The sequence below is a fragment of the Bombella sp. ESL0378 genome, assembly GCF_009725845.1.
Lineage (GTDB): Bacteria > Pseudomonadota > Alphaproteobacteria > Acetobacterales > Acetobacteraceae > Bombella > Bombella pollinis.
In genome coordinates this window covers 17,057-30,183 of the sequence record NZ_WNIF01000006.1, presented here as the reverse complement: position 1 = coordinate 30,183, position 13,127 = coordinate 17,057, and the positions used below count along the sequence as shown (strand labels likewise).

The 13,127-nt window shown below is 51.7% G+C and carries 12 protein-coding genes and 1 tRNA gene; 7 read left to right on the top strand and 6 right to left on the bottom strand.

Going from position 1 to position 13,127, the window contains the following annotated elements:
• Window positions 1-906 carry a 50S ribosomal protein L11 methyltransferase gene (locus GM556_RS03670; RefSeq protein WP_370513590.1) on the top strand — a complete coding sequence of 302 codons (906 nt, stop codon included), beginning with the start codon at window positions 1-3 and terminating at the stop codon, window positions 904-906.
• Between the two features lie 33 nt (window positions 907-939).
• Window positions 940-2,709: an aminopeptidase P family protein gene (locus GM556_RS03665; protein WP_155579304.1), complete on the top strand. Its 1,770-nt coding sequence runs from the start codon at window positions 940-942 to the stop codon at window positions 2,707-2,709.
• A 33-nt stretch (window positions 2,710-2,742) separates the two neighbouring features.
• Here the strand turns inward: GM556_RS03665 and GM556_RS03660 are convergent, their stop codons facing one another.
• On the bottom strand, window positions 2,743-2,967 hold the full coding sequence (locus GM556_RS03660) for a DUF3126 family protein (RefSeq protein ID WP_099027357.1): 225 nt from the start codon (window positions 2,965-2,967) through the stop codon (window positions 2,743-2,745).
• A 140-nt stretch (window positions 2,968-3,107) separates the two neighbouring features.
• Between GM556_RS03660 and GM556_RS03655 the strand changes: the two genes are divergently transcribed.
• A complete protein-coding gene (locus GM556_RS03655; RefSeq protein ID WP_230873278.1) occupies window positions 3,108-3,803 on the top strand; it encodes a hypothetical protein in 696 nt (231 codons plus the stop codon).
• Window positions 3,804-3,812: 9 nt separating this feature from the next.
• Here GM556_RS03655 and GM556_RS03650 read toward each other — a convergent pair whose 3' ends face one another.
• From GM556_RS03650 to GM556_RS03635, 4 genes are read right to left on the bottom strand one after another with little or no spacing between them, the layout of a single operon-like run.
• The gene (locus GM556_RS03650; RefSeq protein ID WP_155579303.1) at window positions 3,813-4,508 is read right to left on the bottom strand and encodes a pyridoxine 5'-phosphate synthase; all 696 of its coding nucleotides are present in this window, start codon (window positions 4,506-4,508) and stop codon (window positions 3,813-3,815) included.
• Between the two features lie 18 nt (window positions 4,509-4,526).
• Window positions 4,527-5,534 (bottom strand): 4-hydroxythreonine-4-phosphate dehydrogenase PdxA, encoded by a 1,008-nt coding sequence (pdxA, locus tag GM556_RS03645; RefSeq protein WP_155579302.1) that lies wholly within the window; start codon window positions 5,532-5,534, stop codon window positions 4,527-4,529.
• Between the two features lie 6 nt (window positions 5,535-5,540).
• Window positions 5,541-6,944, bottom strand: a complete 1,404-nt coding sequence (locus GM556_RS03640) for a M20/M25/M40 family metallo-hydrolase (protein WP_230873277.1) — start codon at window positions 6,942-6,944, stop codon at window positions 5,541-5,543.
• A 13-nt stretch (window positions 6,945-6,957) separates the two neighbouring features.
• Window positions 6,958-10,152, bottom strand: a complete 3,195-nt coding sequence (locus GM556_RS03635) for a glycosyltransferase (RefSeq protein ID WP_155579301.1) — start codon at window positions 10,150-10,152, stop codon at window positions 6,958-6,960.
• Between the two features lie 234 nt (window positions 10,153-10,386).
• Between GM556_RS03635 and GM556_RS03630 the strand changes: the two genes are divergently transcribed.
• From GM556_RS03630 to GM556_RS03615, 4 genes are all read left to right on the top strand, one after another.
• Complete coding sequence (locus tag GM556_RS03630) at window positions 10,387-10,719, top strand: LapA family protein (RefSeq protein ID WP_155573150.1); 333 nt, start codon at window positions 10,387-10,389, stop codon at window positions 10,717-10,719.
• Window positions 10,720-10,731: 12 nt separating this feature from the next.
• A complete protein-coding gene (gene pyrF, locus GM556_RS03625) occupies window positions 10,732-11,451 on the top strand; it encodes an orotidine-5'-phosphate decarboxylase (RefSeq protein ID WP_155573149.1) in 720 nt (239 codons plus the stop codon).
• Window positions 11,448-12,101: a phosphoribosylanthranilate isomerase gene (locus GM556_RS03620; RefSeq protein WP_266137980.1), complete on the top strand. Its 654-nt coding sequence runs from the start codon at window positions 11,448-11,450 to the stop codon at window positions 12,099-12,101. Before pyrF ends, GM556_RS03620 begins: the two co-directional genes overlap by 4 nt.
• Before the next feature lie 25 nt (window positions 12,102-12,126).
• Window positions 12,127-12,217: transfer RNA gene (locus tag GM556_RS03615), tRNA-Ser, on the top strand.
• Between the two features lie 71 nt (window positions 12,218-12,288).
• Here GM556_RS03615 and nfsB read toward each other — a convergent pair.
• Complete coding sequence (gene nfsB / locus GM556_RS03610) at window positions 12,289-12,945, bottom strand: oxygen-insensitive NAD(P)H nitroreductase (RefSeq protein WP_155579300.1); 657 nt, start codon at window positions 12,943-12,945, stop codon at window positions 12,289-12,291.
• Between the last annotated feature and the right edge of the window lie 182 nt (window positions 12,946-13,127).

Below are 13,127 nucleotides of genomic sequence, written 5' to 3'. Positions count from 1 at the left end.
ATCGCCCCATCCCATATTAGCACACGCCATGCGCGTATGTTGGAGACCCTCTCCATTGTGGTGGAGGAAGCACATGTTCCACTTTTTGAGCAAGTTCTCCTCGGGGTGTGCGATACAGTCGGGATGTTTGAGGAAGATGATGAGCAACGCTATTGGCGGTTAGAGGCCGTTAAAGAACGCGGCAAGAATGAAGATGAATTAGAAAATGGCCTCGCCCTTGTCCGTGCTATGACAGGTGTTGAGGCCCCGCTCCTCCGGCGGGAAACGGAGGCAGAAGGATGGTTAGCCCGCACACAAGAGGCCTTTCCTCCTCAATATGTCGGGCGGCGTTTTTGTATTCGTGGAACACATTTAAAAGATAAGGCGGCACGCAACCGGCTGAATATCACCTTAGATGCCGGGATTGCTTTTGGCTCTGGCGAGCATGGCTCTACGCGTGGATGTCTGCGCGCTTTAGAACGCATTGCGTACCGCAAACCACAACATATTTTAGATATGGGCTGCGGCTCTGGGATTCTTGCAATGGCTGCTGCGCGGCTGTTCCATCGTCCCGTTTTAGCGGTGGATATTGAGCCTTGGTCTGTCCGTGTGGCGGCCTCTAATGCACGGTTAAATAAATTGGGGCCGTTATTAGAGTGCCGCTTCGGCAATGGCTGGCTAACCGAGAGCGTGCGCAAAAAAGCCCCTTACGACCTTGTTTTTGCCAATATCCTCGCCCGCCCACTATGCCGTATGGCCAAGGATTTAGCCTACCATTTACAAAAAGGGGGTACGGCCATCCTTGCTGGGCTGCTCACCACGCAAGCGCGCATGGTTCTTGTCGCTCATCAACGCCAAGGGCTGGTTTTAGAACATCATCTAAAAGAAGGTGCTTGGAGCACCCTCGTCCTCCGCAAACCTTTTTAAGCGAATCCTTTCTCCTATCTGCATGGTGCCCCTATGTCTTTGTCGTCTCTTCCACTAAAAGACCGTCCCGCTCTCGTGCGCCAACAATTCCCGCATTTTGATATTGCAGGGTTTATCATAACGCGCGGGGATGAATATTTGGGGGAATATGTTGCCCCCTATGCAGAGCGGCTCGCATGGTTGACGGGTTTTACCGGTAGCGCAGGGCTGGCCATCTTACTAAACGATAAAGGCTGTGTCTTTTCGGATGGACGCTATACCGTGCAGATGAAGGACCAAACCCTCCCCGAGCATTGGGAGACGCGCCATAGTAGCAAGACCCCGCCCCGGCAATGGTTAGAAGAACATGCCCAGGGCTTACGCATTGGTTATGACCCAAAATTAGTCAGCCAGCGGGAGCTTGCAGCATGGTCCTCTCCCCATATTCAGCTCATCGCCCTAGAGGGCAATCCCATTGATGCCGCTTGGACTGACCAACCCGTCCCCCCAACAACCCCTATCATCCATCATCCATTAGAGTTTACCGGCAAAACAAGCCGCGAGAAACGAGCAGAGCTTGCCCAACAATTACGCCAGGCAGGCCAAGAGGCCATGATTATAGCCGATTGCCCGTCTCTCGCTTGGTTACTCAATATCCGGGGCCATGATATTGCCATGACCCCCATAGCCCATGCTTATGGTATCCTTTATGCGAGTGGGCAGGTTGAGATTTTTGCTGAACAAAGCCGCTTTCATGATGCTGTAGAAGATGACGGCATTTTACCAAAAGCCCCATCTTCTTTACCAACGGCTTTACAACATCTTTCCGGCAAACTTGTCCGCCTAGACCCAGCAACAACCCCACTCTGGTTCCGTATGACGCTAGAGGCAGCAGGGGCTGAAATTGCTGATGGGCCAGACCTCTGCACATTGCCCAAAGCGATAAAAACCAAGACAGAGCAAGACGGTAATCGCCGGGCGCATCAGCTTGATAGTATTGCCCTTGCCCGTTTCCTCCATTGGGTAGAAAAACACGGTGTTGGCCAGCGTGAAACGGCACTTGCTGCGAAGTTAGAATCATTCCGGGCTTTATCACCTGATTATAAAGGCCCTAGTTTCGAAACAATCTCCGCAGCGGGGCCGAATGGGGCTTATCCCCATTACCGAGCGGAAGTAGGGCGCGATAGTATCCTCACAGAGAATTGCGTCTATCTTGTCGATAGTGGGGCGCAATATCCCTTCGGCACCACCGACATCACCCGCACTCTATGGATTGGCCCTGATGAGCCACCAGCCGCCCTTAAAAAGGCCTTTACTGCTGTGTTGCGCGGGCATATCGCGCTAAGCCGCCAACGCTTCCCGCACGGCCTATCGGGGTATCGGCTCGATAGTGTAGCACGTTCTGCCTTATGGAATATGGGACTGGATTTCGACCACGGTACAGGCCACGGCATTGGGAGTTATCTCTCCGTCCATGAAGGGCCGCAATCTATCTCCGTAGCACTAAGGCCAACCGGGTTAGTACCGGGCATGATTCTCTCTAACGAGCCCGGCTATTATGAGGTCGGTGCGTATGGGATTCGGATTGAGAATCTCCTTTTAGTGAAGGAAAGCACACTTAACGGCCCATCAGGCCCCTTCTTGGAGTTTGAAACCCTCACCCACACACCCATTGATAAACGTCTCATCGACACGGCGCATCTCACACCAGATGAGCGGCAATGGTTGGACCGTTATCACGCCACAGTGCAGGAAAGATTATTGCCCCTCCTAGAGAGGGAGCTTCATGAGTGGGTGAAAGAAAGCTGCGCCCCACTCACCTAAACAAGCCCATAAAATAAGGACGGTGCCTCCCCCTTAGGCAGCGGGGAGGTCCTCCTCCAACACGGTGAGGTTGACGGCATAAGAGACTTCGCCCTCATCCTCATCACGATATACCGTCCCTACAACCTCGCCTGCCACAGCGATCTCCACACTCATACCCTTACGAGGGGGGACATTCACCGTCAGCTTGGGAGACCCCAAGAGACGTTGTAACGCCGCCTGTAAGCGCAGGATTTCAGAGTGGGACATATCAGCCATAAAGTAAGCTCCAAATACGGAATGAATCTTTCCCCTCTCTAGCCCATTGCTAAGAAGACGAAAACCCATCTTCCCGATGGAAAGGAAAACATGATAGAGCATCTCCCATATTTCGTAACTCTACACATATGGAAGAAACAATGACCCTCCCAAAGGTTGTCCGTTGCCTTGCTTACTTTTTGCCCGTCACTCTCACAGCTTGTGGCTATTGGGATGCGCGGGAAGCTCATCGCGCTCAATATGAGATGATCGGCATGACGACCTATGACCTCCAAGCCTGTGCGGGCGGCCCTAATTCGACAAAGACATTAAACGACACAACAGCTGTGTGGGAATATGACATCAGCCGCTCCATTCCTTCACTTCCGGATTCTGGTTTGATTCCTGCCAGTGCGGCCATTAGTGCGTATCAATCTATTTTTGGTGGGGCTGGGGCTAGCTGCCGTATGCTCATCCGCATAGACCATGACCGCGTTTCAGAGGTCCATTATACGGGTGATGATGATGAATATATCGGCCAAGATGGTATTTGCTCCATGCTCACACGCGGTTGTGCGCGTCAGCCAGAAGGGACCATGCGGGATGCACCGGGCATCTGGCCTATGGGGCCAATCTCTGCGTTCCATTCTACGCCAACGCCAGAGCAAAGCCCCAAGGCCACCTATTCAGACCAATCGGGTAAATATGTACCTTTCTATAAACATAAGCCCGGCACACCTCTCATCCAGCCTGCTCCTAAGGATGGAACAATACCGGATGTTCCCCGCAATCGTGGGCTCATTAACATCCAGCAGGGCGATAATGGCCTCCCCGTTATTAATGAGCCCGGCGACTAAACGGATTTATTACGACAATAAATCCTTCATCCGCCTTACCGAAGGTCCTAACCCAACAAAAATGGCCTCGCCGATTAGAAAATGCCCAATATTTAACTCTTTAAGATGCGGCAATTTTGTAATCGGCGTAACATTTTCATAGGTCAGCCCATGCCCCGCATGGAGCTCCAACCCTACCTCCCCAGCAATGCGGGCAGCCTGATGCAATCGCTCCAGCTCTCCCGCTTTGCCTGCGGCATAGGCCCCCGTATGCAGCTCAATCACCGGGACCCCCAAGGCCGCAGCAGTACGGATAGCCTCTGGCTCTGGGTCGATGAATAAAGAAACACGAATACCTGCCTGAAGCAGGCGCGTGATATGCGGAGCAAGATGATCGCGCAGACCGATCACATCCAAGCCGCCTTCAGTTGTCAATTCCGCCCGTCTCTCAGGCACTAAGCAGCAGGCATGAGGCTTTAAGTCACATGCAATAGCGACCATCTCATCGGTAACAGCCATCTCAAAATTAAGTGGAGCGGGCAAAGCACGCAGCTGTTTTACGTCTTCATCTCGGATATGACGGCGATCTTCCCTCAAATGCGCGGTAATCCCATCAGCACCATGCTGTAAAGCAAGCTCTGCTGCACGCACAGGGTCTGGATAAGCCTCACCACGCGCATTTCGTAATGTTGCAACATGATCCACATTAATACCAAGACGAATCATCGGCTTATCCTTTCTTGCTCACTTGCAGTGAGACTCAGTCACTGCTCGTTGATGCGCCATATCATGGGCCATTCTCATCGCTGATAAAAGACTAGAACAATCCGCACGGCTTTTCTCCCCACGCCCCACGGCAATATCAAAGGCTGTACCGTGGTCAGGTGAGGTCCGAATAATGGGAAGGCCCAGCGTGATATTCACCCCCCCTGCCATATCAAGAGTCTTTACAGGGATAAGCCCTTGGTCATGATATAAACAAATCGCCGCATCATAATGGCTACGCACAGCGGCACTAAACATCGTATCAGGGGGCATCGGGCCAATAACATTAATGCCCTCTTTAGTAAGAACCTCAATAGCAGGGCGGATAATCCGCACCTCCTCATCCCCCATCATGCCATGCTCCCCGGCATGAGGGTTAAGACCTGCAATAGCCAATCTAGGATTCGTAAACCCAAAATCACGCTTTAGAGCCTTGGCCGTGATTTTGCTGACCTCAACAATACGCTCCGCCGATAAACACTTAATGGCCTGCTGGAGAGAAACATGAATACTCGTCAAAGCGACCTTCAGCTCTGGGCAGGCGAGCATCATCACCTCTTGTCCTGAAGCCTTACATAAAGAGGCAAGAAACTCCGTATGTCCCGGATGAGGAAACCCCGCAGCCGCTAATATATGCTTAGCAATCGGGTTAGTCACCACAGCCCCAGCCTGACCCGCCAAGCTATAATGCACAGCCTGTTTTATACTCTCTATGACCGCAGGGGCATTTTGCGCGGAAGGCTTACCCGGCTGCACAACCTCCGGGCACGATACCCGCTGAACGGGCAGGGCATGGGCAAAACAAGCTCTCGCCTCTGCTGGATGAGTGATCTCTTGCCATACAATCGCCTCACCCAACAAAGTCGGATCACCAATCCAGAAAAAGACACATCCCGTATCCCGCAATGCTTGCCAAACACGGCCTGTTAATTCTGGCCCTATGCCAGCGGGATCACCCATTGTGAGTGCGAGTGGTGCCGCCTTCATATCGTCTCACTCCGCTAAAGCTGCGAGAATGCGCACCCAAGAGCGGATCCCATGATGAAAAGACTCAAAACCATATTGCTCATTAGGGGAATGAATATGATCATCCGCTTGAGCAAACCCCACCATCAAGGCATCCATCCCCAAAGCATGCCGGACTTCCTCCGCAACGGGGATAGACCCACCACAACCCGTTGTAACGGCTGGCTCGCCCCATTCTTCGCTCAAGGCTTTGAGTGTTGCGGCAAGATATGGGCTTTCTTTTTCCACCGCAAAACCAGCAGAGGCCCCATGTGATGTAAAAGTGACAGTCACATCCTCTGGCAGGTTATCACGCACATAAGCCCGAAATGCCTCCCGAATCTTCAACGGGTCCTGCCCCGGGACAAGGCGAAACGATAATTTTGCTGAGGCTTGAGCCGGGATAACGGTTTTAAACCCATCATCTTGGTACCCACCGCCAATGCCATTAACCTCAAAGCTAGGGCGACACCATGTTTGTTCTATTGCGCTAAAGCCTTGCTCCCCTGCCGCGTGAGACAAGCCAACCTCACCTAACAAAGCGGCATCATCAGGGTATAAATGCGCCCATTGTGCCCGCGTTTGCTCATCTGGCACGGCCACACCATCATAAAAACCGGGTAAGGTGATGCGGCCTGTTTCATCGCGCAAGCCACTAATAAGGCGACATAACAAATAAGCAGGATTAGCCGCCGCATTGCCATACATGCCAGAATGTAAATCTTGCTTAGCCGCTGTTAGACAAATCTCCTCCGCCACCGTACCGCGCAGAGAGGTTGTAATGGCTGGGGTATGACGGTTAGGCATCGCCGTATCGCAAATAAGGGCGATATCAGCGCGTAAATCAGCCTGATGCGCCTTGAGGAAAGGCAATAGATTCTCCCCGCCTGATTCCTCCTCCCCTTCCAAAAGGATACTCACCGCCACAGGCAAGCGGCCATGCACCGCCTTCCACGCTCGACAGGCCTCGATAAAGGTCATCACCTGTCCTTTATCATCGCTTGCTCCGCGTGCCACGATAACCTTCCGCCCTGTTTCATCCTCCTTTATGCACGGCTCAAAAGGCTTGCTATGCCATAGATGATCCGGGTCCGTTGGCTGAACATCATAATGCCCATAGAAAAGAACATGCGTTTGCCCAGCCTTGGCATAAGCGTCATTCTCATCGGCATGACCAACAACCATCGGATGCCCCGGCTCAGCCCATTTGACATCGTGCGTCTCTGCTGCAAAGCCTATAGTGCGCAACTCCTCAACCAACCACTGTGCAGCGCGGCGACAATCCTCGCGATGCTCCTTTTGCGTAGAAATACTAGGGATGCGTAGCAAATCAAAAAGCCGCTCGCGGGCAGCATCTTGCTGCTCATCAACATAATGAAGAACATCAGACATTATGCCATTCATCTTATTGTGCATCTCGTGAGCTTTCATAATCATTTGATAATGTTACCCCGATATGGGTCGGCAAGGGAGAGACATCGTCTGCCTCTTGGTCTTCCCCTTCATCTTCCTCTGCCTCATCAACCACAGGCACCGGCGGAACTTTAAGCTGAATCCGCAATGGCGCGGGAGCGAAGACTCTTTCTGGCTTAAAGGGGGGCACCTCAGGGGCAGGGTCTATCACAACCGGCTGTTGAAAGAGCTGCTCTAAAACTCGATCAAATATCTCCCGCTGTTTTGTGGCACTATGCTCTTTGCTTACAAACTCATAGGCCTTTATACGGAGGCTCTCCCATAGCTCTGGCTCCTCGTACAGGCGAATAATCTGCTGAGCAAAATGTTCTGGAGCATTTACCCCACCATCAAGAGCTTCTTGGCCATCCTTCCAGCCCAAACGCTCCATTTGCGCGCTGCTTATAATAGCGGGCACACCTTGGGCGGCAGCCTCCACTATCTCAATGGCTGTGGCCGCCAAAACACGCGCCGGATCCATAACCACACGGCATTGTTTAAGAACAGTAGCCAACCGCTCCGTCTCTGCAAAACCATCCAGAGGGGCCATTCTCTCGTAAAACCCAATATCAACAGAAGGGTGATGATACCCCCCCACATCAATAGAGAAATGGTCTTTAAAATGCCGTTGTAAATGCGGCATAATGGCAAGGCAGAACCAATCAAATCCATCATGCCCAGCATCCCCGGCCTGATAGATAGGCAAGGGAAATAAAACGCCCTTCCGCCGGGCAAAAACCTCAGCCCCCGTTTCCATTTGCTCCGGTACAACAGCATAAGGGAGCTGCACAACATTACCATAACCCAGACGATGTAACAGCGCGGCATCTACATCATCACCCGCAAGAATACCTTGGCATAACCACGCATATTCCAGCTCTTTTTGGGCTTCTCGCACCAAAGTATGAGGCTCATCCACCATACCGACAAGGCGGCGCATATGCTGCTCTAAGGCGTTAAGGCCCGTGCCTTTTTGCCCCACAATATCCAGCATAATCGCCTTATCATGAAGGGGCAGTGTTCCAGACGCCAAAACAGGCCCCACACGCCCCAAAGAGGATGCTCCTACCAGCCAAAAAAGCTTCACCCTAGCCTGATGCTGCTGCATGAAAGTTGCTATGTCCTTCACACCGCACCAACAATCTACATCCGCTGGATAATCACAAGCGATGGTAAGACGGTCTTCTTCTCCCCTCTCCAACCCTACGACCATAACCCGCCAGCCCTTTTGCCGGAAAAGCTGGATATGCTGCATGATACGCCGTGCAGGCCCACCCTCTACCGCCCTAGGGAGATGCTGAAAAATCATCATAACCTGCGGTTGACGATTCAGCCCCCCATCTCCATCGCTCGGGACGATAGAATGTGTGGGCAAGAATGTGGGGAATATCCGGCGTAACGCCTCTTTCGTGATGCGGTCTTGTGCGTAAGTCTCAGCGGTAACATGCAGGGCCTTTGCTTGGATGATAGGCCAATATACCAACCTTTCCCCCACAGCCCGCAACGCCATAGAAAGACAGGTAAAGAAGGCCTCCTCCACTGGCTTACCAACATAAGATAAAGCGCGCTCAAGACCGTCATAGCCACAAAAGAGCAACCCACCTTGCACTGCTTCTATCTCACGCTGAAGGCTCACAGAATGTGCTAAAGCCTCCACACCTTGCCTGCGTGCGGTCACAGCTCCATCACGGCAAACGGTGCTTCCGGCTTCCAACACAACATTATTGGCCGCCAAAATCTTACCACTACCCCCACTATGAGGTGTATTCAGAGCCTCCATCATAGCCGGTAACGTCATAGGAAGGAGCTGCATCCCCGACTCTATGAGCAAAATATGCGCTCCACGGATAAAGGGCAGAACATCCTGCACACGCTGCCAAAGCGGCAAATACTCATCACTGTTAAAGTAATCAATCCCCTCAATAGCCAATTCCAGCCGCTGACGCGCTAGGCGTGATGCACTCCCGATAATGATAATTTGTAAGCCCGGTACCCCCTGCGCATGCAGAGCGGTAAGGCTTGCTACATCTAACAAATAATTCCCTTGAGAGATGAGCAACACCGTTAAGGGAGGGGTCGCATTTGCACTAAAAGACAAAGGCTGGCGGCATAAAGAAGGTAAACTCGCCTCTACCTTCTTTAACGCTACAGTCCGCGCTGCTGTGGCAGATAATTTAGCAACTGGCGGCGTCTCTGGCTCGTCTCGCTGCTTTACTAAAAGTTGGAATATATTTGCCACATGAGCTTGGTGAAGATCTCGCGGCATATCCAGCCCCGCGGCAAAGGCCCGCATATCCACCTCAGCAGAGGGATTACGCAGCTCCCTTATCCCACTACGCATGAAATGAGCATACCCATTACGGAAGGCTCCTTGGGCTACAGCCTCACGAATATCAGGATACTGCTCCAAATAATAGGATTCATCAAAATAAGGGTTAGGATTAAAACTCTGTGGCTCGTCACAGCATAAATAATGATGAAGCGGATTAATGAAAAGACCCTGCTCTATTAACGCTTTAACCTGCGGGTAAGTCTCTACATACCATGCTGGGTCAAAATACCACGAGGTACGGACTGTCCCCATCTCCACATCATCAAGCGATAAATACTGAGAGAATGTCCCTTGGGACGGGTCAAAAGGAATATCCTTAGCAAGGCAACTTTTAATCAGTATTTCTGGCTCAAAAAATACATGCGGAGACCGGAATTGCTTATCCCCTACCGCTAAAAAATGGTCGTACGCATTTGCATATCCCGCCTTACGTAAGGCCCTGAACCCATAATCATGATTCTCTTTAAGATAATATTCTGCCGAGAATAACCAATGTCCCGCACAGCTTTGGTTGCCTACCTCCGCATAATGCTGAAACCCATTCCGAAAAATGCCTTGCTCCTGCACACTTCGGCGCACATCAGGGTAATGTTCTAGGTACCACGCCTCATCAAAATAACGATTAGGGGCCGTAAGTTTGGCCGCCTCGTTCGTCTCCCAATAATTATGCAGTGCCTTATCATCTAAAGCAGCGTCTTTTGGGGCAAGCTGATGCGCATAGCGGCGGCGATACCACGCAGCATCAAACCCAGACCATAAAGGCCCCTGCTGATTCAGACTCGCTGGTGCCTCACCAAAAACTTCACCCTGATCCATAAATCTCCCCGCCACCTTATCTTGCTCCAAGATACTCCCCGAACCTATAGCAGAGATTCTACCCCTTAGGGAACGTAGCCTCGCCAGCCTCCCCAAAAAGCATTATGCAGACAATTTACACCCCTAGGATGACAGAATGGATAACTTCTTCTAAAGTTATGTTCACCATTCAACGCAGTTCAGCCCTTGCGCCCTGCTTTGTCGCCCTGTCTGAAGCGGGATAGGAGTACCTTAATGATACGGCTTTTAATTATTGTCCTCTTTGTGGCTTTTATAGCCATTTTCTCTATGAGCAATTTGGACGCCACCACTGTTTGGATCGCCTCTTTTGGCTTTTCCATCAAAATGGGCAAGCTCATCGCGTTGCTCTCTGTCCCATCGCTCATCCTTGGCCTCCTCTTAGGGGCTGCAGGAGATATTCGCCAACGCCGGCGCGCTCGCAAAGCCGAATCCCAATTACGCGGCGCACAAAAACAGCTTATTGAGCTGCACCAAAGACTTGACCAGCTTAAACCCGCTGCCGCATCTGCATCATCTGCCGAGACCAAACACCCCCTTCCTCAATAAGAAGAACCTCTTATGTCCAGCACACGCACACGCCTTATCGCTGCTCTTGATACCGCCTCCTATGAGGAAGCCACCCAATGGGCCACCCAGCTTGAAGGAAAGGTGGATGCCATTAAATTGGGGTTAGAGTTCACCTATGCTTGTGGTCTGGATGCTGTACGCGCCCTTGGCGAACACCAAAAATTGTTTTTGGACCTCAAGCTCCACGACATCCCTAACACTGTTGCATCAGGCTTAAAGGCTCTTGCGCCTCTCCGTCCTTTTTTAACCACCATCCACGCCCTTGGCGGCCCTGAGATGATTGCTCGTGCCCGCGCAGCGTTAGAGGAATCCTTTGAGGGCGGGCCAGACCGCCCCAAGCTACTTGCTGTTACAGTCCTCACCAGCATGAATGAGCAAAGCCTTGCTGAAGTGGGCATCAACGATACACCGCTTGATGAAGTTGTGCGCCTTGGGAAAATGGCCATTCAAGCAGGAGCAGATGGGCTTGTTTGCTCCGCACACGAGCTTGTTGCTCTGCGTGATGCCCTTGGCAATAAACCGGAACTCATTGTCCCCGGCATCCGCCCTGCTGGCAGTGCGCTTGATGACCAAAAGCGCGTTATGTCTCCCACCCAAGCCGCTGAAGCAGGGGCGGATTGGATTGTTGTTGGTCGCCCCATCACCCGCGCGGACGATCCTGCTGCCGCAGCGCAGGCGATTCAGGATGAACTACAGGCAGCCTCACAGTGAGCATAGATGTTAAAATCTGCGGCCTAACGCGGGTTGAGGACATACAAGCTTGCGCTACGTTAGGGGCCCGCTGGGTGGGGCTGGTATTTCACCCAGCCTCACCTCGCTTTATAGATCCTCATCACGCCGCAACATTACACGCCGCTATCCCCACACCTGCACAAGGTGGGCCTTACCGCGTGGGGTTATTCGTTAAACCCTCATGCGAGGACATTCTCTCTCTTTTGCAAAATGTTCCCCTCGATATTTTGCAGCTTTACACCGATGAAGCGACAGCCCTCCATATAAAACACGCCACTGGTAAAGAGGTCTGGCTCGCCCGTGGAGTAACCCATAAAGAGGATTTACCCCACTCATCCGCTCTGGATGGCTATATTATCGAAGCCCCCGCACAGGCTGGGGATACCCGCCCCGGCGGGCTAGGCCGTACCTTTGATTGGAGCCTTACAAAGACATGGCACGCCCCTGCCCCATGGCTGTTAGCAGGCGGGCTGACCCCTCATAATGTTGCTGAGGCTATCACCACCAGCAAAGCTCCAGCAGTTGATGTATCCTCTGGCGTGGAAGAACGGCCCGGCGTAAAATCCGCAGCCTTAATTGAGGCATTTATAAAAAATTCTCAAAAAGGGGCTTGCAGTCACCATAAATGATGCTATTGTCCGGCTCACGCTCGCAGGAGAGGTGGCCGAGCGGCTTAAGGCGCACGCTTGGAAAGCGTGTGTACGTTAATAGCGTACCGAGGGTTCGAATCCCTCTCTCTCCGCCAGCATCCCCCCTAAAAATTGTCATATAGCCTATAGCTAGGGGAGTTTCTCCCCCAGCCATTAATTATGCCTCTTAGGCCTTAGAGAATAAAACATCTTCCCCTAGGCGGGATTTAGGACGCTTTGCATTATTATCGCGTTCTGCATGATATCCCAGAGAGACAATCACCAGAGGGGTTAAGCCTTTCTCTTTTAAGCCAAACTCATGAGAGAGTACTTCTGGCTCAAAGCCTTCAATAGGGGTTGCATCAATCCCCAACATAGCTGCCGAAAGTAGCAAAAACCCTTGCGCTAGATAGACCTGCTTTTGATTCCAATGGGCTACATCACCTGCTGTTTTATGCTGTTGCACATAGCCCGCGCGTGCTGCTGCAAAGCCATCGCGCGCCGCAGCATCCTGATAGCGACCATCTTTTTCTTCTTGTTCTAACACAGAGTGCAGATACGAATCTGTTAGCTCATTCTTCGCACACAATAAGACAACGTGGGACGCATCTATAATTTTTTCCCTATTATAGGCCAGCGGGCTCTCCACTGGGGTTGCCTTAGCTAAACGCTGCTTACCGGCCTCATCATCAGCAAGAATAAAGTGCCACGGCTGTGCATTCACTGATGACGGGCTGAAGCGCAGAGCCGCCATTAACTGCGTCACTTTATCCTGAGGGATTCGCCGCGTAGCGTCATAGGCTTTTGTCGTGTAACGCGCCTGCAAAATATGGGGGAGGTCCATGATGTATCTCCATCTTGTTTCTAATCGTTCCATCTCTATCAAACAAACAGAAACCCGTAAAGCATTTTGCTAAAGGATGAATACTCTGAAAGGCATAGCTTATTATCCCTATTATCTCCCCTAAAAACCAACCAAAAATGTAGGATATGATGCAATTCTAAAGATGAAGCTGATAATCTTTT